25 protein-coding genes and 1 tRNA gene are annotated in these 24,716 nt (G+C 66.0%); 17 read left to right on the plus strand and 9 right to left on the minus strand.

Annotation, left to right across the window (positions count from 1 at the left end; translation table 11 throughout):
* Positions 1-22 precede the first annotated feature (22 nt).
* Positions 23-96 (minus strand) — tRNA-Gly (locus SMN802W_RS0101800).
* Between the two features lie 135 nt (positions 97-231).
* On the opposite strand from SMN802W_RS0101800, the gene SMN802W_RS0101805 reads away from it, so the two are divergent.
* Positions 232-2,256 carry a M13 family metallopeptidase gene (locus SMN802W_RS0101805; RefSeq protein WP_026325638.1) on the plus strand — a complete coding sequence of 675 codons (2,025 nt, stop codon included), beginning with the start codon at positions 232-234 and terminating at the stop codon, positions 2,254-2,256.
* Between the two features lie 53 nt (positions 2,257-2,309).
* Here the strand turns inward: SMN802W_RS0101805 and SMN802W_RS0101810 are convergent, their stop codons facing one another.
* The 6 genes from SMN802W_RS0101810 to SMN802W_RS0101840 form a co-directional block, all read right to left on the minus strand.
* Positions 2,310-2,804, minus strand: coding sequence for a DUF427 domain-containing protein (locus SMN802W_RS0101810; RefSeq protein ID WP_026325639.1), 495 nt, complete (start codon positions 2,802-2,804; stop codon positions 2,310-2,312).
* Complete coding sequence (locus SMN802W_RS0101815; protein ID WP_019515173.1) at positions 2,801-3,163, minus strand: thiol-disulfide oxidoreductase DCC family protein; 363 nt, start codon at positions 3,161-3,163, stop codon at positions 2,801-2,803. Before SMN802W_RS0101815 ends, SMN802W_RS0101810 begins: the two co-directional genes overlap by 4 nt.
* Positions 3,164-3,280: 117 nt before the next feature.
* The gene (locus tag SMN802W_RS0101820) at positions 3,281-3,526 is read right to left on the minus strand and encodes a glutaredoxin domain-containing protein (RefSeq protein WP_026325640.1); all 246 of its coding nucleotides are present in this window, start codon (positions 3,524-3,526) and stop codon (positions 3,281-3,283) included.
* Positions 3,527-3,658: 132 nt separating this feature from the next.
* Entirely contained in the window at positions 3,659-3,994 is a 336-nt protein-coding gene (locus SMN802W_RS0101825; protein WP_019515175.1) for a hypothetical protein, read from the minus strand.
* A gap of 382 nt (positions 3,995-4,376) precedes the next feature.
* Positions 4,377-5,786: a sugar transferase gene (locus SMN802W_RS0101835; RefSeq protein ID WP_019515177.1), complete on the minus strand. Its 1,410-nt coding sequence runs from the start codon at positions 5,784-5,786 to the stop codon at positions 4,377-4,379.
* A 188-nt stretch (positions 5,787-5,974) separates the two neighbouring features.
* A complete protein-coding gene (locus SMN802W_RS0101840) occupies positions 5,975-7,222 on the minus strand; it encodes a M48 family metallopeptidase (RefSeq protein WP_019515178.1) in 1,248 nt (415 codons plus the stop codon).
* Between the two features lie 282 nt (positions 7,223-7,504).
* Here SMN802W_RS0101840 and SMN802W_RS16190 point away from each other — a divergent pair, with 282 nt between their 5' ends.
* The 16 genes from SMN802W_RS16190 (at position 7,505) to SMN802W_RS0101920 (ending at position 23,666) form a co-directional block, all read left to right on the plus strand.
* Positions 7,505-8,167: a polysaccharide biosynthesis/export family protein gene (locus SMN802W_RS16190; RefSeq protein ID WP_162139984.1), complete on the plus strand. Its 663-nt coding sequence runs from the start codon at positions 7,505-7,507 to the stop codon at positions 8,165-8,167.
* 16 nt (positions 8,168-8,183) lie between these two features.
* Positions 8,184-10,283 (plus strand): GumC family protein, encoded by a 2,100-nt coding sequence (locus SMN802W_RS0101850; protein ID WP_019515180.1) that lies wholly within the window; start codon positions 8,184-8,186, stop codon positions 10,281-10,283.
* A gap of 3 nt (positions 10,284-10,286) precedes the next feature.
* Positions 10,287-11,405, plus strand: coding sequence for a hypothetical protein (locus SMN802W_RS0101855; protein WP_156818682.1), 1,119 nt, complete (start codon positions 10,287-10,289; stop codon positions 11,403-11,405).
* Positions 11,402-12,646, plus strand: coding sequence for an acyltransferase family protein (locus SMN802W_RS0101860; protein WP_019515182.1), 1,245 nt, complete (start codon positions 11,402-11,404; stop codon positions 12,644-12,646). Before SMN802W_RS0101855 ends, SMN802W_RS0101860 begins: the two co-directional genes overlap by 4 nt.
* Positions 12,643-13,830, plus strand: coding sequence for an O-antigen ligase family protein (locus SMN802W_RS18455; protein ID WP_019515183.1), 1,188 nt, complete (start codon positions 12,643-12,645; stop codon positions 13,828-13,830). The genes SMN802W_RS0101860 and SMN802W_RS18455 overlap by 4 nt, the downstream gene beginning before the upstream one ends.
* Positions 13,827-15,260: an oligosaccharide flippase family protein gene (locus SMN802W_RS0101870; RefSeq protein WP_019515184.1), complete on the plus strand. Its 1,434-nt coding sequence runs from the start codon at positions 13,827-13,829 to the stop codon at positions 15,258-15,260. Before SMN802W_RS18455 ends, SMN802W_RS0101870 begins: the two co-directional genes overlap by 4 nt.
* A gap of 35 nt (positions 15,261-15,295) precedes the next feature.
* Entirely contained in the window at positions 15,296-16,327 is a 1,032-nt protein-coding gene (locus tag SMN802W_RS16195) for a polysaccharide pyruvyl transferase family protein (RefSeq protein WP_019515185.1), read from the plus strand.
* Complete coding sequence (locus SMN802W_RS0101880; RefSeq protein WP_019515186.1) at positions 16,324-17,571, plus strand: glycosyltransferase; 1,248 nt, start codon at positions 16,324-16,326, stop codon at positions 17,569-17,571. Before SMN802W_RS16195 ends, SMN802W_RS0101880 begins: the two co-directional genes overlap by 4 nt.
* 51 nt (positions 17,572-17,622) lie before the next feature.
* Complete coding sequence (locus SMN802W_RS0101885; protein WP_019515187.1) at positions 17,623-17,880, plus strand: spike base protein, RCAP_Rcc01079 family; 258 nt, start codon at positions 17,623-17,625, stop codon at positions 17,878-17,880.
* Positions 17,880-19,556 (plus strand): hypothetical protein, encoded by a 1,677-nt coding sequence (locus tag SMN802W_RS0101890; protein ID WP_019515188.1) that lies wholly within the window; start codon positions 17,880-17,882, stop codon positions 19,554-19,556. The genes SMN802W_RS0101885 and SMN802W_RS0101890 overlap by 1 nt, the downstream gene beginning before the upstream one ends.
* A gap of 67 nt (positions 19,557-19,623) precedes the next feature.
* Positions 19,624-20,079 (plus strand): hypothetical protein, encoded by a 456-nt coding sequence (locus SMN802W_RS0101895; RefSeq protein WP_019515189.1) that lies wholly within the window; start codon positions 19,624-19,626, stop codon positions 20,077-20,079.
* Positions 20,076-20,549, plus strand: a complete 474-nt coding sequence (locus SMN802W_RS0101900) for a glycosyltransferase (RefSeq protein ID WP_019515190.1) — start codon at positions 20,076-20,078, stop codon at positions 20,547-20,549. Before SMN802W_RS0101895 ends, SMN802W_RS0101900 begins: the two co-directional genes overlap by 4 nt.
* A gap of 1 nt (position 20,550) precedes the next feature.
* The gene (locus tag SMN802W_RS16200) at positions 20,551-20,979 is read left to right on the plus strand and encodes an acyltransferase (RefSeq protein ID WP_019515191.1); all 429 of its coding nucleotides are present in this window, start codon (positions 20,551-20,553) and stop codon (positions 20,977-20,979) included.
* A complete protein-coding gene (locus SMN802W_RS0101910) occupies positions 20,976-21,785 on the plus strand; it encodes a glycosyltransferase family 2 protein (RefSeq protein WP_019515192.1) in 810 nt (269 codons plus the stop codon). The genes SMN802W_RS16200 and SMN802W_RS0101910 overlap by 4 nt, the downstream gene beginning before the upstream one ends.
* A gap of 162 nt (positions 21,786-21,947) precedes the next feature.
* Positions 21,948-22,244: a hypothetical protein gene (locus SMN802W_RS0101915; RefSeq protein ID WP_019515193.1), complete on the plus strand. Its 297-nt coding sequence runs from the start codon at positions 21,948-21,950 to the stop codon at positions 22,242-22,244.
* Between the two features lie 30 nt (positions 22,245-22,274).
* Positions 22,275-23,666: an O-antigen ligase family protein gene (locus SMN802W_RS0101920; protein WP_019515194.1), complete on the plus strand. Its 1,392-nt coding sequence runs from the start codon at positions 22,275-22,277 to the stop codon at positions 23,664-23,666.
* A 42-nt stretch (positions 23,667-23,708) separates the two neighbouring features.
* On the opposite strand, the gene mscL is transcribed toward SMN802W_RS0101920, so the two are convergent.
* Entirely contained in the window at positions 23,709-24,161 is a 453-nt protein-coding gene (gene mscL, locus SMN802W_RS0101925; protein WP_019515195.1) for a large conductance mechanosensitive channel protein MscL, read from the minus strand.
* Between the two features lie 278 nt (positions 24,162-24,439).
* A complete protein-coding gene (locus SMN802W_RS18070) occupies positions 24,440-24,646 on the minus strand; it encodes a hypothetical protein (protein WP_156818684.1) in 207 nt (68 codons plus the stop codon).
* Between the last annotated feature and the right edge of the window lie 70 nt (positions 24,647-24,716).

The raw sequence follows: 24,716 nt of genomic DNA on the forward strand, positions 1-24,716 counted from the left end.
CGCCGAGTCCCTGGCGCGGAGATGGAGCGGGTGAAGGGAATCGAACCCTCGTCGTAAGCTTGGGAAGCTTCTGCTCTACCATTGAGCTACACCCGCGGTGCAAGAGGGCCAATGCCATGAGCATCCTCCCTTCGTCAACAAATATGCCCGCCTGAACGCACCGCTTCGACGTAGCGGTGCGACGGTGATGCGCCTACACCCGCTGGCAGACACGTTCCGCCGGATACCGCCATGCGCCATGCCTCCCTCTTCGCCCTTGCCCTTCTGAGCATTCCCGCCGTGCTTGTCGCGCAGACGGGCACGCCGCGCTACCAGCCGTGGGGTCTGGAATTGCAGAACATGGACAGGAGCGTGAAGCCGGGTGACGACTTCTACGCTTATGCCGAGGGGACGTGGTTGCGCGATCACCCGATCCCGGCGGACAAGGTGGGCGCGGGTTACAATTACGACCTGCCTGACGAGATCGAGGGACAGGTGCGCCGTATCGTCGAGAACGCGGCAGCACACCCGAGTGACGCGACCGCGCGCAAGGTCGGCGACTTCTACGCCGCCTGGATGGACGCACCGGGCATCGAGCAGCGCGGGTTGGCGCCACTCAAGCCGTGGCTGGCGCGGATCAACGCGGTGACGACGCGCCCACAGCTAGTAGAGCTGATGATGCGCCCGGGCTATTCCTCGCCCGTCAACATCGGCATCTCGACCGACGCCGACGATCCGACGCATTATATGGCCGATGCCGGGCAGGCGCGGCTGGGATTGCCGACGCGGGACTATTACCTGCTGAGCGGCGACAAGTACGACGCGATCCGCCGCGCCTATCGTGCCTATCTGATCCGCATCCAGACGCTGGCGGGCATCGCCGATGCGGAAGCCAAGGCAGACCGCATCATCGCGCTGGAGACGCGGTTGAGCCAGGACCAGTGGACGCCCGAGCAGCGCCGTGATCCGGTGAAGACGCACAATCCGATGACTCGTGCGGCGCTTACCACGCTCGCGCCCGAGCTCGACTGGACGCCGACGCTCGCCAGCATGGGGCTGGCTGCTGCCGAGCGCGTCAACGTATCGGAGCCGAGCGCGGTCGCCGCTGCGTCGAAGCGGATCGGCGACGTGCCGCTGTCGACGTGGAAGGAGTGGATGACGGCGCGTTTCATCTCGAACGCCGCGCCATTCCTGCCGGCCGCGTTCGATCGGGCGAACTTCGACTTCTACTCAAAAACGTTGCGCGGCGTGCCCGAGCAGCGCGCGCGTTGGAAGCGGGCCATGGGGTTGATCGACGACGCGCTGGGCGAGGCGGTCGGCGCGATCTACGTACGGCAATATTGGTCGCCCGCGACGCAGGCCAAGGCGGACGAGCTCGTCGCGGACATGCAGGCGGCGTACAAGGACAAGATCGAGGCGGCGACGTGGATGGACGCCGCCACGCGCAACGCCGCGCTCGCCAAGCTGGCGACGTTCGACCCGCGCGTCGGCCATCCCAAGAAGTGGATCGACTATTCGGGACTGCGGATCAGCCGCACCGATCCGCTCGCGAACAGCCTGGCCGTTGCCGACTTCCAATGGCGCCAGCAGCTCGCCCGCTTCCCCAAGCCCGTCGACCGTGGCCTGTGGTACATGACACCGCAGACAGTGAATGCCTATTACGATCCGACGATGAACCAGATCACGCTGCCGGCCGCGATCCTGCAACCGCCGTTCTTCGATCCCAACGCCGACCCCGCGGTCAATTATGCCGAAACCGGCGCGACCACGATCGGGCACGAAATGGGTCACGGCTTCGACGATCAGGGGCGCCAGTTCGACGCGCAGGGCCGGCTGCGCGACTGGTGGAGCAAGGACACCGCGGCGAAGTACAATGTGCAGGCGGACCGGCTGGCGACGCAGTTCGACGGATACGAGCCGATCCCGGGCGTGAAGATCAAGGGCCGGTTGACGCTGGGCGAGAATCTGGCCGACCTCGGCGGACTTGAGACCGCTTACGCCGCCTACCGCCGCTACGTCGCGCGCCACGGGGAGCCGGCGGTGCTCGACGGACTGACGGGCGATCAGCGCTTCTTTCTCGCCTATGCGCAGGCATGGCAGGGAAAGCGGCGCGAGGAGGCGTCGCGGCAGGCGCTGCTCAGCGATCCGCACTCGCCCGACAAGTACCGCGTCAACGGCATCGTCCGAAACTTCGCGCCCTGGTACAGGGCGTTCGGCGTCAAGCCGGGCGACGCGATGTACCTGCCGCCGGCCGAGCGCGTCAGCATATGGCGATAGGTTAAAGGTCCCGGCGTCGCGGCGGCGATCTTCGCTCCCTCGTCACGGCGCCGTCACCAGCCCATGCTGCCCTGGACGCCCTTGAACGGGCCGCCGAGGTCCGAGGTGACCCACCCGCCGTAGAACCCGCCGGGCTGCGGCACGACCTGCTCGCCGTCGACCGTGCAGCGATCGAGCGGCGCGGCGTAGAAGGCGACGTGGTCGCGCAGCGCGGCGAAGCCAGGCGTCGGGTGCGGGTAGCTCCACGCCACATCGCGCAGCAGCTCGTCGCCGATCGCGAGGTGCCAGTAGACCGCCTCCCCTTTCCATTCGCAAAACGAGCGTCGCGGCGAGGGACGCAACAGCCCGGCGGTCACGTCGGCGGGCGGCAGGTACCAGGTCGGCGGATGACTTGTCTCGAGCGTACGGACGGCGGCGTGCGTATCGGCGATGACGACGCCGCGATGCTCGATGCGGAGGTGCCGATCGCTCGGCTCCGCAACCGCCGGGCGCGGATAATGCCACACGCTCTCCTGCCCCGGCAGGACGGGATCAGGCCGCGGCCTCATGCCCGCGCCTCGCGCCGGCGCAACCATCGTTGCAGGTGCGGGCGGACATGCAGGAAGTGGATGTAGGCGCGCTCCAGCAGCGACAGCACGGCCGGGTGCCGCGCCACCTCGCCAAGCGGGCGGAGCAGCGGGATCGCGCGCCACATCGCGGCAAAGGCGGCTGCGCCCGACACGATTGGCTCCTCCCCCTCGCGCGCGTGAAAGCGCGCCAGCAACGCGGCGCGGTCGAGCGGACACGTGCCCGCACCGGCCACGTCGACGAAATCGATCGCCCCGCGTCGATCGAGACGGCGCATCAGCGCGATCTCACGGTGGCAGAGCGGGCAGTCGCCATCGTACCAGACGGTGACCCGCTTCATCGACCTACCGTGGGGCTTGCGCGGCAACAGCCTTCGCTGGCGTGCCGACCGTGATCCTCGGCGCTCGACAATCCAGCGCGACCCTTCTCAAGGCGGATCACCGACGCGATGCGATCATCAGCCGGCAAGATATCGTTCCAGATCGTCGCTGCCGCCGATCCGCTCGCCAGCGATGAAGACCTGCGGCGTGGTAGCGACGCCGTGCTCCGCCTTGAACGCGTCGACGTCGTCGCGTGATCGAAGGATGCGGTCATCGACCTCGAAACCGGCGCCTTCCAGCAATTGCTTGGCGCGAACGCCGAAGGGGCAGACATGGTCGGGCAACACCATGCGGTAAAGCGTCGCGGTTCTTGTCTCCGCCATCGAGCATCTCCTTTGGACGTAGTCGTTCGTGCTGCCAGAGCGAGCCAGACGGCGCGACGTTCCGCCCGATGTCCGAAGCGATGATCCGCTCTGGAGCTCTACCCGTCTAGGGCACGTCTTGTTCGACCCGGATCAGCGCTGCTTTTTCGTGATCGTCGCGGTGAAGTCAGGGTCCTTCTTCGCCACCCAGTCGACGAACTTGCGCACGTTCGGGTTGTCGAGCAGGCCGGACACCTGCATGCCGTGGCGCTGCAGCTCGGAGTTGGTGAAATTGGCGGTCAGCGTCTGCTGACAGATCGAGTGCATCGGCACGACATCGCGCCCACCGCGGCTTTTCGGCACCGGATGATGCCAGACGATGGTCTTGCCCGTCGGCCGTCCGCAGAGCCAGCACGGCACCGGAGCCGCCGCTGCGTCGTTCTCCCGCGGCAGATGATCGTACGGGTCCTGCTTCGAACGTCTGGCCATGGTCCACTCTACCTTTCGACGCGGCGTCTGTACCGGAACCGACCGCTTCATCCTATCCGCAGCTGACGCGCGGCGATGATCTTCCCGGGAACCTCACCGGGCCGTGTCGGCCGCTCGTCGGACGGCTTGGCTTGAACGAACGCGGTCGTTTACGTGTTCTTCACCCGATTTCCATTAAGCGACACGTCGGAGATGACGATGGTTGTAACCGGCACGACGCTGCATTCGGGCCTTGAGGCCGGGCCTTTCGCAAATCGGGCGACCGCAAATCCTATGTCAAACCCCCGTTACCGATCGATCGCGGTGTTGTTCATCCTCGCGGTCAGCGCGCTAACATGGTTCGCAGTGATCCACCTGCTCACGCGCTAGCGTCGCCGCCCACTCAATAGGCTTTGGGGTGAAGCAGGACCTTCAAGGTCAATACGGCAATCCGCAGGTCGCGCCAGATCGACCAGTTGGTGATATATTCAAGATCGGCCTGCACCCGTTCGGTCAGGTCCTCGGCCCGCTCGGTCGCGCCGCGCAAGCCGCGCACCTGGGCAAGCCCGGTAATGCCGGGCTTGACGGCGTGGCGCTGGAAATATCGCTGATCGACCTCCCAGAACAACGCGTCGGCAGCGCGCGAGCCGAGCGCATGTGGCCTTGGCCCGACGATGCTCATGTCGCCCATCACCACGTTGAAGAATTGCGGCAGCTCGTCGAGGCTGGTCTTGCGCAGGATGTTGCCGACGCGGGTGACCCGCGCGTCACCCCGTTCAGCGGAGGCGTGACCGTTCGCGTCGCAGGCTTCTGCGCGCATGCTGCGGAACTTCAGCACCGCGAACTGCCGGTTGGCGCGTCCGATCCTGGTCTGCCGGAAGAAGACCGGGCCACCATCCTCCAGCCTGATCGCCACCGCCACCAGCAGCGTCACCACCGCGATGCCGGGCAATAGCGCCAGCACGACGGCGAGATCAAACGCACGCTTCACCATCGCGTCGGGACGGCGAAGCGGACCATGCGCGACGACCGCGGTCAGATGATCGCAGGCGTTGCCGATCGCCAGGATGCCCAGCGGCTCAAGCTCCGGCATGACGACGTGAACGTCGGTCCCGAGGCCCTTCAGCACCGCGATCCAATTGGCCCGTACCGCCGGTACGACCGAAAGGAGTATACGATCGCTGCCGGCACAGGCACGGCTGATACGATCGAGCATGTGCGGGCAATCGAGCGTCGGCGCCAACCCGCCATCGGCGACGTGAAGCGTACGGAAAAAGCGTTTGGTCCCGTTCGCCGCTCCATCGTGCAGCAACAACTCGTCGATCAAACCATAGGGAAAAAAGCTGCGCACCATCCATGCATTGATCGCGCGAGCGCCGATCAGGAAGGCCGCGGCGAGGACGAAGGCGACCGATTGCTCGATCCGGGAATATTCCGCCGTGACCTTGAAGGCGAACCCGAGTCCCAGCGTCAGCAACGATACCAACATGAAAGACGACAACGCGCGCCGAAGCCCGCGCATGGGATTTATCAAGGCATCGCGATCATAGGCCGCCCTACTGGCGGCGATGGTGATGTACAGCGGGATAATGACGGCGATCAGCGCCAAGAACTGATCGCCGGTACCGCGCCCTTGCGACAATGATGCAAGCACCGGCGCAACACCAAGCGCGACCAGATCACCACACAACAATGCGACGCGTGCCTGTAAACGCCGCTGCCCGCCCGACAGCAAAGGAACGCGATGTGATCCGCTGCTCACCTCCTTGGCGCGAACAGCAGAGCCGACCCCGTCGAGCGCGATCAATGACATAAACCCCCCGGTTTTACGCCAGCGCCGTTGCCATCGACACGATCTGGCATACCGGTTCTTTTACGTATTTTACACACTGCGGTCAGCAGGGTGCTTTTTACAAGCGGATCGGACCGTCCCCTTACGGGATGACGAAATGATCGGAACGGACCGACTGCTCTTGCCTGTTCGGGCGTGAACGCGAGTCGTTACGTCCGCTCGGCCGCTTGATCGCTGCGATGAAACAGAGGTCGCACCATAACATGCCAGCTTGCCTGTTCGACCGGCGCATCCCCGGCTCGACGAGGCTCGAACGGCCACGACAATCGCACATCCGGAATCATCGGCCTGATTGCAGCATCATCAACCGACACCGAAGCTGCACTTGTCGACCACCGAGGGCCCGACAGGATCGAAGCCGGAGCTTGCACCATGTCGGCAGCAACCCGTGTGATGGGAAAGCTTTGGCCGGGTGCGGGCACGTAGCCACCACGCGCCAGCGCGATCTCGATACGCACGCGGTCGAGATCGTCGCGAACCGCATTCACCAGCTGGATACGCCGACCGATCGACGGGTGCGTGATCGACAGGTCCGCCCAGCGCGACGGCGCCACCCGTCGAAGAAACCGCTCTGGCGCGGCGGTGTCGTAGCCGGCCTGGGCGATTAACCGGACGGCGAGTTGATCGGCCTCGATCTCCGACTGCTTGATGCCGGCCACACCGCGCCCCGCCTTCGGGAACAAGGCCGAATGCTGCCCCTCGCCGCGGTGGTGCAGGATGTTGTGCGCCATTTCATGCGCGACCACGAAGGCGAGTTCATCGTCGACGGCGGCCAGATCCATCACCCGGCTGGTGACCGCGACATAGCGGCCGTCGGCCCAGGCATTGACCGACGTGCCCGGCTGAACCGTGACCGCGCCACCGCATCCCGGGTCCGCTGTCAGCACGATCTGCTGTCTCGTCGTACCACGACGTACGGTCAGCACAGCCGGAGCCGCGCGCAACGCGCTGTCCAGTGATGCCGTGAACAGCTCCACGCGGGCGTAGGTCGCGCGTGAGCGGATCAGCGACGCACCCAGCGTGGTGACATCCCGATCATTGATCGCGATGATCTCGTCACCCACCGCTAGCCCGGCACGCGCCGCCGCGCCACCGGCGACTTCGGCCTGCACGGCGAACCCCGTGCCCAGCCCGCGCGCCTGAACAAGTGCGCGGTCGCGTCGACCATAGCTTGCAAGATCATGCAGGCTAAGCCCGGTGATCATCATCGGCGCGTCGCACGATGCACCGTTCATGGACGCGAGTCGGTAGCCGATCGCCGCGAGACGCGCGTCGGCTCGCGCCAGCTGCTCGGCAGGCAGGTCCTTCGCGGCCGCCACGCCGCTTGCGCCGAGCGAGAGACCCGCAATCGCTGCAAGGTGCGAGAACGCAAGGTTGACATGCTTGCGACTGAACACGCGCCGGTTCCTCCGATTACGCGAGGACCGTGCCACAGCGCTACGTTATCACCGGTTACGGCGCGTGGTTTACACCGCCTTCATCTTCGCCATTTGCCGCGTCATTCCGACCAGCAAACACGATTGCTGCACCTTTTCCCCGCAGAATTGTAAGTAATCACAGTACAGTCGCGGTCTAGCGGCGCAAGGAAGATGCTTGACGTCAGGATAGTTATTATGTTGTTTACGTAAACGCTCATGGGGAGGGCGTTCTGCTTGAAGTTGCACGTCTTCGCGACAACGATGTTGTCGTTGCTTCTGCTCGCCTGTGCTCAGGGACCGCGCCCGCAAGCGCAAGCGGGCCCGGATGCCTATGCGGCATTGCAGACGACGTCGATCATCAACACTGACGGCTATCAATTGTCACCCGGCGATGAATTGTCGATCAACGTTTATTACGAACCGGAAATGAGCTTCGAGCGCATCGTCGTCGACAGTGGCGGAAAGATCCCCTTTCCCTATCTCGGCTACGTCACTGCGGAAGGAAAGACCGCCGAGGGACTGGCAGATACGATCAGGACCGGCCTTTCCGGCCGCTATGTCGTCAACCCGCAGGTGGCGATCTCGGTCTTGCAGGCCGCGTCGCAGAAGCTGGTGGTCGAGGGCGAGGTGCAGAAACCGGGCAGCTTCCCGCTCAAGGGGCGGAGCACGCTGCTTGAAGCATTGGCGCTGGCAGGCGGGCCGCAGCGCACCGCGCGGCTGAACGAGGTCATCGTCTTTCGTCATCGACCCGACGGTAACTACGCCGCTCGGTTCGACGTCGCGCGGATACGCGCCGGGGTCGATCCCGATCCGGTGCTGGAGGGCGGCGATACCGTCGTCGTCGGCATCAATCAGGCCAGCCGGCTGTACCGCGACTTCCTGCAGGTGGCGCCGCTCCTCACGCTCGTGTTCCTGCGGCTGTGACCGTGCGGGCGCGGCCGTGAACACGACCTTCGGCAGGATCGACCCGGCGATGGCCGTGCCGGTCACCCCCATGTTCGACCTCGATTTCGATCGCCTCTGGGCACCAGTGCGTCGCTCGCTGGTGCCGATGGCGGCGATCGTCGTCGCATGCGTTGCGGCGGCATTGCTGGCGTTCGTGCTGATCCGCCCCGCGTACCGCGCGGAAGCAAAGCTGCGGATCGATGCGACTGCGCAGCGTGTCGTCGGCACCGAGGACGCCACGGCCCCGGTGCAGGTGGCCGACATCGATCGCCAGATGGAGACCACGCTGCTGATGGCGCGCAGCGTTCCCGTCGCGGAGGCGGTGATGCGTGCATTGAAGCTGTCGCGTGACGATGCGTTCCTGCGCGCGATGCATGTCGAGGCCGCCGCCACGCCCGCGGAGCGGCGGGCACAGGTGCTCAAGCTCCTCGACAGCAATCGATCGGCGACGATCATCCCCAACACGCGCGTCGCCGGCATCGGCTTCGTCTCGCCCGACGCCACGCTCTCGGCGCGGATCGCCAACAGCTTCGCCGACAATCTGGTCCGCTACGATCTTCAGCAGCGCGCCGGACAGTCGAACTATGCGCGCGAGTTTCTTGAAGGCGAACTGGCGAAGATCCGTGCGCGTCTGTCGAGCAGCGAGCGTAGCGCGAACGATTACGCCCGCGGTGCCGCGATCATCTCGGTCCCGGCCCGCCAGGCCGAGCGAACCGGCGCCACGTTGACGAGCGACACGCTCAATCAGGTCAATCAGCAGCTGACCGATGCGGCACAGCGGCGCATCCGTGCGCAGGCCGACTGGCGCGCGATCGCCGGCCGACCCGCGCTCTCCATTCCCGACGTGATCGGCAACAGCGCCGTGCAATCGCTCGTCTCGCAAGCGAGTGACGTGCAGGCAAAGCTGAACGCCGCTGCGGCGCGACACGGCCCCGAGCATCCCGAAGTGCGCCAGTTGGAGGCGCAGTCGGCGTCGTTGAAACGCGAACTTGCGCAGATTTCGAGCGGGATCAAGACGGGGCTGCGCAGCCCGCTCGACAGTGCAGTGCGCGACGAGGAAGAGCTGCGCGCGCGTCTTGCCGCGCTGCGATCCAGCCGATTGTCGGAACAGGACCGCGGCGTCAATCTCGCCATCCTGCAGCGCGAGGCCGACACCAACCGCAACCAATATGATGCGCTGCTCGCCCGGTTGAACCAGCTGAACGCGGAGGCCGGGGTGCAGGTCAGCAACCTGTCGATCCTTGATCGCGCGGCACCGCCCGACCGTGCGTATTTCCCGAGCCTGCCGCTGTTTGGCGCGGTCGGGCTGCTCGTCGGCATCACGCTTGCAACACTGTTCCTGCTGGCGCGCGAGCTACTGTTCGTCCGACTGCGCACGCCCGCCGACGTGATCGCGCGGCTGCACCTGCCGGTGATCGCCGCGGTTCCGGTCGCGCGCCATGACGGCGACCAGCGGGTCGAGAACAGCTACGGCGAGGCGATCGCCGCGCTTCATGTCGCGACCGACCGCGGGTTGCCCGGCTCGCTGCTGGTGACCAGCGCATCCGTCGGCGACGGCAAGTCGACCACGATCCACGCGCTGGCGCAGGTGATTGGCGCGACCGGCAAATCCGTTCTGGTCATCGACGGCGATCTGCGACGCCCGGTCCAGCACCGCCTCTTCGGCATTGATGGCAGCCACGGCCTGACCGAGGTGCTTGCCGGCCAGCGGACGCTGGCGGAGGCGGCGCAGCGCACCGGTACGCCGGGTGTTCACCTCCTTTCCGCGGGTACGCTGCCGCCACAGCCGGCCGTGCTGCTGGCAAGTCCACGGCTGCGCGAGACGATCGAGGCGGCGACCGATGCCTATGATGTCGTTCTGATCGATGCACCGCCCGTGATCGGTTTCGGCGATCCCCTGCTGCTTGCGGTGCGCGCGCAGACGGTGCTGTTCGCGATCTCCGCCGCTGCCGGTCGGGTCGCCGGTGTGCAGGGCGCGCTGGCCAAGCTCGCGAAGGTCGGGGTCGCGCCGCTCGGTGCGCTGCTCACCTTCTACCGCCCGACCCATGCCGAGGAATATGGATACGACTTCTATCACCATGCCCCCGCCGCCTAACCAATGACGCGGGCACATCGGCAGGGATGGGCACTGGTGGTGGCGGGTGGCACCGGAATGGTCGCCGCTGCGGCGCTCGCCGACCTGCATCGCGCCTGGGCCGAGCGCACCGCGCTGACGACGGCACCGGTGCGACAGCTCCTTGTTCTCGATCATCGCGCACCGGCCGACCGCGCACGCTACGCCGCAGCGCTCGCCAACGCGCCGCTGGATGCGGGGTTGTTCAATCGCTGGATCGGCACGCTGCCAGCGGGCGCGAAACGAACGCAGGCGCTCGCATTGTTGCAACGAGTGGGGTTTCGCAACACCGACGCCCAGCTCAACATCATGGCGGACAGCCTTGAGCGTGGCGACCTGGCCGAGTTTGCGTTGCGGTTGGACGGATTGTTTGCGCAGGTGGTGGCGCGGGCACCGCTCGTGACCGTGCTGTCGCGGATGGAGCGGATGCCGCAGTGGCAGCCTTTCCTCGCCGACCGGTTGAGCCGTCGTCCGGTGTGGCGCAACCAGTATCTGTTTAACGCCGCGCCGCTGGCGGACCCAGCGGGGCGCCGGGCGCGGCTGGCGACAGTGCGGGCGCTTGCCGATGACGGCGATGTGCGCGCCATCACCGCGTTCGCGTCGCGCGAGAGCTGGAAGCGCCGTGATTTCAGCACTGCCGCCGCGTTCTGGCGGACCGCCGGCACAACCGCGCCCGCGGCTTCAGGCGACCGCTTTCCGTTCGAGTGGCAGCCTGGCTCGAGCGCCGATTTGGAGGCGACGCAGGTAATCGCGGGCGATCGTCTGGCGTTCGGCTTCAGATGGAGCGGGCATGGCGATGTGCCTTTCGCGTCGCGGCACCTGCTTGGCCCCTTCGTCCGGAATGCAACGCTGGCGGCGATCAAGGGTGATGCGGCAACACTTGATCTGCTTGCCGTTAGTTATCGTTGCCAGGGAAGCGGATGGCGGATGGCCGACCGTCGCGCTGGCCCCGGCGGCATCCGCTTCGGCGTCAACAAACCGCTCGCCTGCCCCGCGGGTGAGGTCGCAATCGTCCCCGCCTCAGCGATCGCGCGCATAGATGACGGTGAAATCGCGATAAGCTTCACCTTGCCGCGCATCCGACCCGGAGACGACGCCAGATGAGCGTCGTCAGCTTCCGCGAACGGTTGCGCGATTGGCGGCACTGGCCCGAGCATTTCGGCCGCGTCACCAACGCGCACCGCTATGTGCCGCAGATCGACGGGTTGCGCTTTCTCGCGATCGCGCAGGTCGTGCTCTACCATGCAAGCTTGCGTGGACAGCGCGCGGCCGATCCGGCGGCGATGCCGTATGACGGCTGGTTCGCCTGGGCTCCCAACGGGGTCGCTGGCGTCGAACTGTTCTTCTTCATATCGGGCTATATCATCGCTTACCCGTTCCTGACCGGGCGTCCGCCGCGGCTGCGAAGCTTCTACCTGCGCCGGGTCACACGGCTGGAGCCGCCGTACATCGTGACGGTACTGTTCTGCTTCGCGGCGTTCGTGCTGGCCGGCGGGCGTGTCGGGCCTAGCCCGGCAATCAGCCACGTGGATGATACGCTGCCGGTGATCGGCAGCCTGCTCGCCAGCCTGTTCTACCTGCACGGTCTGGTCTTCGCCGTCTCGCCGCGCTTCAATCCGCCGTTGTGGACGCTTGAGATCGAGATCCAGTTTTATCTGTTCGCGCCGTTCATCATCGGCGCCTACATGCTGGCACACGGGGCGGCCACGCGCGTTGCGGTCGCGGCCGGGTTGATCGTGACATCGCTGATCGCGCAGGCGATGCTCGATCCGGTCGCGCGCTGGCACTATTCGCTGGCGACGCATCTCTCGCCCTTCCTGCTCGGCGTCGCGGTCAGCGACTGGGCGGCACGTCGGCTGCCGTTCGAGGCGCCGCCCGCGCGCTGGGCTGATGCCGCGCTGGCGATCGGGCTGATGCTGTTCCTGTCGGGCTCGATGTTGTTCTATTATCGCCTTGATGCGCTCGGGCGCGCAGGCGTGCTCGCAACGCGCTTGCTGGCGATCATGCTCATCTATCTGGGCGCGGCGCGCGGGAGGACCGGGCGTCGCTGGTTCGGCAACCGCTGGATCGCGCTGGTCGGTGGCGCATGTTACTCGATCTACCTGCTCCATGTGCCGCTGCTGCAGGTCGTGTCGCGCGTGATGCTAGGCGCGTTCGACCTGTCGGAGCGTGCAGGACTGGCGGTGGCGCTCGTCTACGTGCTCGTCCTGCCGATCGTCATACTCGGCTGCATGGCGTTCTACGTCGCGGTGGAACGCCCATGCATGAACGGCGACTGGCCGCGCCGGCTCGCGCATCAGCTGCGTGTTGGACGGCGTGAGAGACTGCGTGAGGGCTGGCGATGATCGCGCGGCTGTATCTCGTCGCCAGCATGTTCTTCGCGCTCAATCTCGCGCAGACGCTCGGGTTGCCGTTCGCGAACGTGTTCGAGAAAGGTCTGTACCTTCTCCTCGCCGCCGCGGTCCTGCTGCGGCGGCGGATGGACCCGGTCGCAATCGCGTTGATGGTCGCGACCTTGTTGCTGTTGATCGTGCTGGGAGCGTTGACATCGTTTCCGAAGTTCAGCTGGGTCACATGGCTGCTGTCACTCAACCAGTTCGTCATCATCTACGTCCTGATCGGTTTCTACCCGAGCGAGCATGATGCCGAGACGATCCTGCGCGCCAGCGCCTGGTTGCCGGTCGCGTGCGTCGCCGCCGGCGTCATCGGGCTGGTCGCGACCGGTCATCGCATGGTCGGGGCCGAGTGGGCGACCGGAACGCCAAGATTACAAGGATCGCTGATCCCCGCCTTCCTCTCGGGGCTGTCTGCGACCGGCGTCGTCGCGAACCTGATCCTGGGACTCGAATGGCGGCGGCTGCGCTACCTGGCACTCGTCGCGATCGATCTGGTCATCCTGATCCTCGCAGGTGGGCGCGCCGCGCTGGCGGTAGCGGCGATCGTGTCGGTCGCGCTTGTCGCGTGCAGCCGCGCGATCCACGTGCGCGACAAGCTGGTGTTGCTGATGGGCGGCATCGTCGTGCTGCCAGTCTTCGCCGCGATTGCGATCCCGTTTGCCCTGCGCCGTCTGATCACCAGTACCGACAATGGTCGCAACCAGATGGCGGCCTATCTGCAGACGCTGATCGATCGCCATCCATGGGCCGGCATCGGGTTCGGTCATCAATATTGGCAGACACCGCAGGACATCGTCGTGGCGGTCGGGTCGGCGGCGGCGCACAACGACTTCCTGCGGCTTACCGTCGAGCTCGGCGCGATCGGCGCCGCGCTATTCTATCTCTCAATGACGGTGGCGATGCTGCGGGCCGCCGCGCGCGGACCAGCCTTCAACGTCACCGCTTCGGCTGCCTGGATCGGCTTTCTCCTGCTCTCGCACAGCGACAATGCGCTGGCGACGCCGGCCTATTTTCCGTTGCTAATCGTCTGCGTCCTGCCGGTGCCGGATCTGGCCGGTGCCAAACCGTCACGGCGAGCGATGCTCCCGGCCGTGCGCCCGACGCCCTTCGCCGCGGTAGCGGGGCGCGGATGATCCGGCATTATGTCTGGTCGGCGGCGCGGCAATGGGGACAGCGGCTAGGTACCGCGCTGACCTTTGTCATCCTGGCGCGCATCCTGTCGGCGCAGCAGATCGGGCTGTTCAGCGCCGCGCTGGCGATCATGGCACTGGCGGAGTTGATCAACGAAAATGGCACGGGTGAGGCAGTGATCCGTCACCGCGATGCGACACCCGGCGCGATCAAGGCGCTGAGCCTCGTCAACATCGCCGCATCGATCGTGCTGTCCGCCGGTTTCTTTCTGTTCGGTAGTCGGATCGAGGCGTTGTTCGGCGCGCCCGGACTGCGCCCGATTGTGTCCGCGCTGTCGCTGGTCCTGCTGCTCAATGCGTTTGTCTACATCCCGATGGCCGTGCTTCGCCGCGACATGCGGTTCGCGCGGTTGGCGCGGATCGGGCTTGGCAGCACCGTGCTTGGATCAACGGTCGGCATCGTCGCGGCGATCGTTGGTCTGGGTGTGTGGTCGCTGGTCGCGCAAGCGTTGGTGTTTGCTGTCAGCAACGTGCTGCAGATGAACCTTGGCGGCGGCGCACGCTTCACGGCAACTACCGATTTCCGGGCAGCGCGGCCGCTGTTCACGTTCGGTAGTCTCATCCTGCTCGGCAATCTGCTGAACTACGTTTCCGTCCGCGCGGTCGAGCTCGCACTGCCATACCATTACGGTCCTGCGATCCTTGCATCCTACATCATCGGCAGCCGGTTCTACTTTATCGCCGCGCAGATGGTATCGGCGGTGCTGCTGGAAGTCGGGCTGTCGCAGATGACGGCAACCGGATTGACGCCGCAGCGCTTCAACGACCTGCTTGCGCGCGCGCTGCGGCTTGGCAATCTGATCGGTGCGCTCGTATTCACCGGACTGGCCGCGGTCGCGCAGCCGTTTTGCACGTTGCTGTTCGGCCAGATCGGGCAATCGGCCTGGCCGTTCCTGGTCGTGACCGCACTGGCGGGCAACGCCTTTCTGTTAAACGCCAACATGTCGCTCGGGATGAAGTCGGTCGGCCATGTCGGGCAGGTTCTGCTGACGGCAGGAGCACAGGCGGTGATCGCAGCATGCGTTCTGTTGCCGCGCTGGCCGATCACGCCGGTAACGCGAGTCACGCTCGTCGGCGCGCTGCCATTATGCACCATCCCGATCCGCGCGGTGTTGCTGCGCCACGCTACCGGGTTCGAGGTGCGCCGCCTGATCGGTGTGACAGCGGACAGCTGGATCGCCGCGGCGGCGGGATTGGCTGCGTCCTGGCTCGTAGCGGGCCGTCTGGACTCGCGTTTGTGGCCCGACCTCGCGCTGTCGTTCATCGTGCGCGGGGCGACGTTCCTCGCCGTCGCTTGTGTGGTCTGGCTTCTCTTCGCGCGCTGGCGTGGATTGCGGCGTCCAATCGGCGCGCTCCGCCAGCTGTTCGCCTGAGCCGTGCTCCCTGACCTTTCATCCCGGATCGTTTGATGCAGCTGTTTTACTACAAGGATGTGCGCGGAAACTTTGGCGACGACCTCAACTCATGGTTGTGGGACCGTCTCAACCCGGGGTTGATCGACGACCGATCCGACGAGTTGCTGGTCGGCATCGGCACGATCCTGGCGATGGCGTTCCCGGACGCGTCGGTGCGCAAATATGTGGTCGGCTCGGGAACCGGGCTGGGCACGGCGCCGCGGGTGGACGCATCGTGGCGCTTCCTCGCCGTGCGTGGACCATTGACGGCGAGGGTGCTCGACCTACCTGCCTCGGTGCCGCAGGGTGATGCGGCGATGCTGCTTCATCGATTGCCCGAATATCAGAGCGCGCGGGTGCCAAACGGGCGTGTTGCCTTTATCCCGCATATCTCATCATCGCGCCGGACCGACTGGCGGCGCGTGTGTGCACTTGCCGGGATCGACTATATCGACCCGGAGCACGACTCCGTGCGCGTGATCGCGCAGATACGCGGCTGCTCGCTCCTGATCGCGGAGGCGATGCACGGCGCGATCGTTGCCGACACATTGGGCGTACCGTGGATTCCGGTCCGCAGCTCTGACGAGATCAACGATTTCAAGTGGAACGACTGGGCCCTGTCGCTGGGCATGAAGATCGGGCTGAACCGGATCAGGCCCGCCTCGCTGCGGTCACGTGTCCGGGACGTTTATTGGCCGTTGACCGGTTGGAACGGCAACCAGCCGATCGATGCGGCGACCGACATGGCGATGCGAATGCAGGTGCTTGAGCAGGCGATGCTCAGCAACAGCCGCAAGGGCGCGGTGGCGCGTCTGGTCGAGCGCGGGTTTCAAGGCACGTGGCGCCGCGCGATCGAACCTGCGGTAGACACGCTGGCCGGAACAACCTGGAGCGCGCGGTACGACGAGCGCGCAGCGACTGCCGCCGCAGACGACCTGACCGACATCGCACGGCTTGAGCCGCAACTGTCGTCACGTTCGGCGCTGCAGGACCGCATCGGCGACCTGGAGGACGCGCTGCATCGGCTGCGTACGCGAGCGGCGTGAAGCGCGCGGTCCTTGTCTGCGAATTATATCCGCGCGACCGGGCGAGCGGGCAGGAGAAATACAACAACGACGTCGCACAAGCACTACGCGCATCGGGATACCGCATCGACCTGATCGTGACGTCGCCGCGGCGCGATCTTCTTCCCGCGCGTGTGCCGGATCGGAACGACCTGTGGCAATCGACTACCCTGATCCATTTCCGCGCGACCGCGGCCGGCCTGATCCCGCGAAGCATGGCGAGCAGCCTGCGGCTGGCGAAAGGGTTGATGCGCCGAATCGTGCCCGCGATCGTGCTTGGCCGCGGCGCGGCAAATGGTGGCGCGAAGACCGGGGTTGCCCGGATCGGCCGCTGGCTCGGCGCGCGCGAACGCACGCAAGTGCGGCAGGCAATCGCGCGCCGATCGCCCGATCTGGTGCTGTTCGATACGATCTTTCGCGATCCCGGCCCGGTCGCTGAACCGGACTATCCGCGCGTGTTGATCATGCACGACATCTTTCATCTCAGATCCCGCTCGTTCCGCGATAATGGCTTCATGCCGGTGCCCGACATCTCGCCTGACGAGGAGATCGCGCGATGGTCGCGCTTCGACGGTCTGATCGCGATCAACGCCGAGGAAGCGGCACGGGCACGGACGCTGCTGGGCGAGCGCCCGGTTCGGACGCTGTACCCGATGGTGGAACCGGCAAGCGCACCGCCGGTGTCTTTGCGTGCCCGACCGCCGGGCATCATGTTTCTCGGCGCGAATGGCGCGCACAACCAGGATGCGCTCGCATGGTTCGTGCGCGAATGCTGGCCCGCGATCCTTGATGCGGTGCCAACCTGCACACTGCACGTGGTCGGAAGCGTCACTGCACCTGAACATGCAAGCGGCCGTATCGTCCTGCACGGCCACCTCGATGATCTGGCGGCGGTAGCGCGTACGTGCACGCTGGCGATCAATCCGGTCAGGATGGGCAGCGGGCTCAAGATCAAGATGCTCGACTATCTGCGCCACGGCCTGCCGGTCGTGACGAGCTCGATCGGCGCAGAAGGCTATCCGGGAGATCCGCCCCGCCCGTTCATCGTGGTCGACCCCGCCGATGACTTCATCAGGTCGATCGTGACACTGCTCTCCAATGCGGAAGAAGCTCGCGCGCTCGCCAGCTTGATCGATGACTATCTCACAATCTTCTCGCCCGACACGGCACGGGATGTGCTCGGCCGGCTCATCGCCGATGTGACGAATTCACGCTGTCCTACATGACCGACCTGCGCATATGGGCGCGGTCCTCTGTTAGCACTGGAGGACCACGTCATGGCTCGCACTTATTCTACCGCGGATACAGCGCCCGCGACGATCGCATTCGCAATCCAGCCCGACGATAGCGCGCCGCTCGGCGTCGTGCCGCGCGGCATCTACGTCGGTAAGGGTGGCACGGTGATCGTTCGCCCGGCCGATGCGCAGGTCGATGTGGCGTACCGCAACCTGCCCGATGCCAGCTACATCGCGCTCCGCGTCTCGCACGTGCGCGCGACGGGGACGACCGCGGGTGACCTGGTAGGAGAAGCGTAATGGCGCTGCCAGTTTCGGGACGCGCCAGACTGGTCCGGCGATCCGGCGGACGCGTCGCACGTGCGCTGATCGACCCACTCGCCGCGACGGCCGCGTCGCAGCCGCTGACCGCGGCCTATTCGCTCAGGCGCGTGGTGCCGGCCTATGCCGGCGCATGCCTGCAGGTGCGCGACGTTGGTAACGCGCTGCGCACGCTGTCGTTCAGGGCGGACGGCAGCTACGATGCGCCGGCGGCGAGCTGGTCCGGATATGGCGACGGCAAGACCTTCACGGTCGCCACCTGGTACGACCAGAGCGGCAACGGTCACCATCTGACCAGCAGTGCGCGACCCACGCTCGTGTTCCCCGGCGCGCCTGCGCATTACGAGGGCGCGTTCGTGGATTTTACCGCCAAGTCGCAGCACCTCGTCTCCGCAACGACGCCGCTGTCGGTCGGCGGGAGCGCCAATCTGGCGCTGCTCGCGGTAACGGCCACGCGCGGGTGGACGAGTGCCGGCACGCACCCGCGCGATCCGGCGATCTACGCGACCGCCACCGGACCGTTGTTCGGTTACGGTACGACTTCTGCCGGTGCATTGGTGTCGGGCGCAGATGGGCCGGGCGGCGAGACAACGCTTTATGGTGCCGCGGGCGAACTGCTGGTCGACGCGAGCACCGATTTTGCTAATCGCTGGCGCAACTGGTGGTTCAACCACACTGGCGCGACCGTCTCGGGTGGCGGCGATGTGCGCACGCTGTTCACCGCCAGGCCCCATACCCGCGCGGGGTCGGCGAACAACCGGCTGGTCGTCGGCAACAACGGTGCGCTCAACCAGTCGGCCAATGCGTCGGTGCGCGAGTTGCTGATGTTCAACACCGGCGCGCTGCCCGATGCGGAATGCGCGCGCATCGCAGCGTGGCAGCGGCAGGCGTGGGGCGGGCTTGCCGATGCCCGCTTTCCCGACCGCTTCGTGGCGGTGTTCGCCGGACAGTCGAACGCGCAATATTATGCCGTTGACGGTGCCAGCGGCGACGGCAGCGCGGGGAGCAACGCTTTCACCCGCGTGTTCCTGACCGACCTGTCGGCGCGATTGTCGATCCCCGCCAATCCGCTGCGCGAGCTGACCGGATATTGTTCAAGCACTGCGATCGGCGGCTCGCCGATCCTCAAGCGCGCCAATCCCGCGCTCGACAAATTTTGGTGGGATGGCGACAACGGAGTGCCGGGGCCGAGCCTGAACAGCTTTCTCGCCAACATCGACTTCGGCGCAGCACCGGGCAAGCGCTACCGTCGCTGTGTCATCATGTGGTCGCAAGGTGAAACCGACGCGCTCTACTGGGCCGGCAACAGCGGCGACACGGCGGTCGCGGCGGACTGGAAGGCGCAGACGAAGCTCGTCTGGGCCGCGATGCGCGCCAAGATCGGCTACGATTGTCCGATCCTGATCCAGCCGCTCGGCAACCAGTCGGGCGCGCAGGCGCAGATGGAAGCGTTGCGCGTCATCCAGACGCAGCTTGCCGCCGAGGTAGCCGGCGTCACGATCGCGCCCGAGACGACCGACCTGGCACGGCAGGATTCGGTGCATTTCGCCTCTAGTCTGAAGGGGCCGAACCAGTCGGCTGGCGGCTACGATCTGGGTGCTGCGCGGCTGGCAGCGGCGATCGCCCCGCTGTTCCTTACGATGCCGGCGCGCTAGAACGGGATTTGGTTGACACGACCGGAGCCGCCGCGAAATGCTCGGAGCGGGGGACGTTCGGGAGGACGTGGCAATCTTGAGCAAGCGGATACTCGCGATCGCCTCGGCCGGCGGTCACTGGGATCAGATGATGCGGCTGCGCGCCGCGTTCGTCGGCCATGACGTGACGTTCGTGACGACGCACGACGGGCTGGCGCAGCGCGCCGGCGTCGTCGCGACGCTCGTTCCCGACTGCAATCGCAACGAGCGCTGGCGAACGATCGCCTGCGCAGCGCGGCTGGCGGTGCTGATCCTGTGGCGCCGGCCGCACGTGATCGTCACGACCGGCGCGTTGCCGGGCGTGATCGGCATCGCACTCGGCCGGCTGGTGCGCGCGCGCACCTTGTGGATCGACAGCATCGCCAATGGCGAGGAGATGTCGCTGTCGGGTCGGCGCGCACGCAGCCTCGCGACCCGCTGCGTCAGCCAATGGCCAGGCGTGTCGCATGCAGAGCAGGTCGAGCATTGGGGTGCGGTGCTGTGATCCTGGCAACGGTCGGCATGCAATTGCCCTTTCCCCGCCTGATCCGCGCGCTCGACGCGATCGCTGCGCGTCACCACCTGCACATCCTCGCGCAGGCGCTGGAGCCGGTCGCCGGGCTGACCCACCTTGATCAGCGGACGAGCCTCACGCCGGCCGAGTTCGACGCGCTTGCGCGAGACTGTGTGATGATCGTCGGCCATGCGGGGATCGGCACGATGCTGTCGGCCGCCGCGCACGCCAAGCCGCTGGTGCTGTTCCCACGCGTTGCGGCACTCGGCGAACACCGCAACGAACATCAGCGCGCCACCGCGCGGCAGTTCGGCACGCATCCCGGCATCACGATCGCACATGACGAGCGTGAGCTCGAGCAAGCGTGCCTGCGCGACCGCACGGCGCCCTATCGCCCGGCCGAACAGCCGCAATTTCGCGCGCTGATCGATCGCGTTGCCGACTTCGTCAGCGGACACTGACATGCCCAGCCTCAACAACCTCATCAAGGTGCAGCGGCTGCTGATCCGCACGCGCATCATGGTGTGCAATCGCTTCTGGGGCATGCACATCCACCCGACCGCGCGGCTGTCGCGCTCGGCCAAGCTGGACCGGACGCATCCGCGCGGACTGCATATCGGGCGGCACAGCTATGTCGCGTTTGATGCCGCGATCCTGACGCACGACATGGTGCGCAGCCTTCGCACCGACACGGTCATCGGCGATGAATGCTTCATCGGCGCGCGCAGCACGATCATGCCCGGGGTCCGCATCGGCAACAACGCGATCGTTGCCGCTGGGTCGGTCGTGACCCGCGACGTGCCCGCCAACACGATCGTGAGCGGTAATCCGGCAAGCGTGCTGCGCGCCGACATCCACACCGGTCACTACGGCGTGTTGCGCAAGCCATGACACACCTCGACGCCCGAACCGCGGTCGAGCCCACGCAGACCGACATCTATCTGTTCAGCACCACCAATGTGGCGTCGGGACGTCACGACGAACTGCAGCGGATGGTGCGATCGGTCGACGCGGCCCGTGAGGAGCGGCCCGACTGTTCGATCCGTCTGTTAGTGTTGTTACAGAACGCACGCGATCATGCAGCACCCGATCTGCCCGGCTGGGTGGAGGTACACACCATTCTTGGGCTGGTGCCGCTGAGCACCGCGCGAAACATGCTGCTCGCGCGCGTCGATCTGCCGCGCGCAGCGACGACGCGCGCCGTTGTCGCGTTTCCCGACGACGATGCATGGTATCTGCCGGGTACGCTGCACTTCATGACCGACCTGATCGCGCGACATGAGAACGTCGATTTCGTCGTCTGCCGCTCGGGCACTCAAGCGCGGTCACCCGGACCCGACACCGATGCGCGGCCGATGCGGCTGCAACAGGCGATCTCGCATGGCAGCTCGAACACGATCTTCGTGCACGCCAGCGTGGCCGCGAGGCTCGAATCGTTCGACGAACAGCTCGGCCTGGGTACGCCGGCGGTCGCCGGGGAGGATACCGATTATGCCATCCGTGCCTGGCACGAGGCACGCCGGTCGCTCTTCGTCGATGCCGCGCTGGTCGGACACCGCGACAATGATCCGGCGCTCAAGAAACGATATCACCAGGGTGCTTTGCAGGCGATCCGCAAGCACCGCTCACGCTCCCCCGCCGCGAAGATCGCGCTCGCGCGCAAGCATCTGGTCGGGCTGAATTACAAATTTCGATGATCGTCGTTTGCACGGACACCGGCGTCGACTTGACGCGTACATCCGAATTTCCGCTGTAAAGACGAATAGAGCGGTTCTTCTTTACCATTAAGCGTGTGAAGATTGACTTGCTCCCGCTTGGGTACTTACTCGGGCGTTGATGGCAAGCCGCGGGAGTAACAGATGCGACATTTGGTAGCGTTGGCGGGGCTGCTCGCGGCGTCGGCAATGCCGGCAGTGGCGCAGACCGCGCCGGGTCTGTCGACCCCGACCGCCGCGCGTTCGTCCAGCAAGGCCACGACGCAGCCCGGCCGCGTGCCGACACCCGCGCGTCCGAGCGTCAGGCAATCGCGCAACTTCTTCGGGCTGCCGTTACTGCTGCCGCTGCTCGGCCTCGGCGGTGCAGGCGCGGCGCTGGCGGCGAGCGGTGGTGGCGGGAACGGGGGCGCTACGGCACCCCCGCCAGCCAGCCCGCAATAAGGCGCCCGCCCGCGCAGCGATCGACACTTCATGGCAGCGCGCACTCGGTATCTGGGGTCTTCAAGGCTGCGTCCGCTCGATTGCCTGCTGGTTGCCGCGCTGGTCATCCTCGCCAGCCTCGGCGGGTCGGTGTTGCAGCCGACGTGGCGCGGCTTGCCGTTCGCCGGCTGGATCGTGGTCGGGGCAGCGGTGGCAAGTTGGCGGATCGTCGTCGATCCGTCGCGCTTCCCGGCGACGCTGCTCGGCGTGGCGCTCGCGCCGTTTGCGGTGGCATTGGTTCAGCTGTGCCCCCTTCCCATCGGTTGGCTCGCTTTCTCCGACGGACAAGCGCTTGCCGCCGGCGTTCGCGCGCTGGCCGTGCCGATGGCGACCGCGTCGATCTCGGTCGATCGTCTCGCGACCGCGCTGGCGACGGTGCCGATTGCAGTCTTCGCGGTTACCCTCCTGCTTTTCCACGCGCAGCCGCAGCGAACGCGTAACCTGGTCCTGCTCGGCTTCGCGCTGCTGGGGGGGCTCAGCATCATCCTTGAGCTAGTTCAGTTCCTGTCGGGTGGGCGATGGGGTGACTTCTATCATTCGGCGCACGCCGCCAACGCGCCGGGAGTGTTTGCCAACCGCAATCACGGCGCAACGTTTCTCGCCTGCTGCCTGGCGTTCGCGGGCGCGTGGATCGGACGAGGTGCGATCTCCCTGCCACGGCGGCAGCTGTGGTTCACCGCCGCTGCACTGCCCGCACTCACCGTCGTCGCGCTTTCGGGATCGCGCGCGGGATTGCTGATCGGCACCGCGATGGCGCTTGCCACCTTGCTGGCCATATCCGCAGATCAGGCTCGAACAGGCGATGCGGCGCGACCGGATAAAGGCTTCACCCGCATCCCGATCCTGCTGGCGCTCGCCGGGTTCGGGCTGCTGATCGTGCTGGTGCCGCTCAACGGTGGTACTGCGGAGCGGTTGACGGCGGTGAGCGGCGATCTGCGCTGGTCGATCTGGTCACACAGCCGCAATCTGGCGATGCTCTACTGGCCATGGGGCAGCGGCATCGGCACCTTCGCCGAGGTGTATGCGCCGATCGAGCCGGTTGGCGAGCTCGCCCCGTTCTACATCAACCATGCGCACAGCGATCTGCTCGAACTGTTCGTCGAGGCGGGCGCGCTGGCGTTCGTGCCACTCGTGGCGCTGCTGCTGTTCGTCCGCGCCAGCCTCGCCCGCCCGACCGCGCATCGCCACGAACGGCTCGAACGCCGCGTCGGCATGATCGTGATCACCGGCCTGTTCGCGCATTCCTGCGTCGACTATCCGCTACGCACGCCTGCGCTGGCGATCGTCCTTGCGCTGGCGCTCGGCCTGCTCGCACCTGCCGCCAGGCCAGCAAACAGCCGAGGCCACGAGCAAGGAGACATCACCCGACCCGCGCGCTCATGAAGCGGCGGAAGGAGGCCGAGCCCGGCTCCTTCCCGCACGAGGTCAGACGGTGGTCGATCCGCGACGTAATTCGTCGCGGATCTCGCGCAACAGCACCAGATCGGCGGGCTCCGCCACGGGTGCTGCCTCGACCGGCTTCTGGTTGAGCGTGACGAGGCGGTTCACCGATCGCACGATCATGAAGATGATGAACGCGATGATGATGAAATTGACCGCCTGCGTGATGAACTCGCCGTAGCCGAGCAGCGGCACGCCTGCCTTCTTGAGCGCGGCGTAATCCGTCGAGCCGGCCAGCGCAGGCGGCACCTTGTCCGGCGACAGGATGAAGAAGTAGCTGGAGAAATCGAGGCCGCCGAAGATCTTGCCGATGATCGGCATCAGCACGTCCTCGGTGAGCGACGTCACGATCTTCCCGAACGCCGCGCCGATGATGACCGCAACGGCGAGGTCGAGCACGTTGCCGCGCATGATGAAAGCTTTGAAGTCGTTCAGCATGGTTGCTCCCTTTTTATCAAACCCAACCCTTTCGGAAGGTCTGCCCGCAACGTTCAAGCACAAGCTGTCTAAATCCGATAGGGTCAGCGGCACGTACTTGAGCGACCCTCCGGTTTTGCTCACCGCCTCGGAATAGTCTCTGTTCGACGACAGTTGCCACGGCGGATCGCTACACCTCCATCAGGTGCTCGCGGCCTTGGATGCTCTGCTTGCGGCGATGTTCAAGCTCAAAACCGAAATCCCGAACGGACCCGATCATCCAATCGCGCGCGGGGCCGTCAGCGCAAGCCGATGATGGCAAGGTGTTGCGCCTCGATCGCGAGGCCGAAGCTGTCGAACAAGACCAGCGCGAGCAGAAGCACGACCGCGCTGATGTCGCCACCTGCTGAGCGATTGAGCAGCGACGCAAGCTCGGGCGTCCGCTGCTGCAACGCGACCTGCACGAACCCGCGCCGTCGTGCATAGAATGTGGTTGATAACCTCACGATTGTTCCTCGGGGTATGCAGGGCTACCTAATCGACATCTCACAGCCATGACGCGCAGCGGGAAGGTGC

Origin of the sequence: Sphingomonas sp. Mn802worker, from assembly GCF_000382485.1 — a bacterium.
Lineage (GTDB): Bacteria > Pseudomonadota > Alphaproteobacteria > Sphingomonadales > Sphingomonadaceae > Sphingomonas.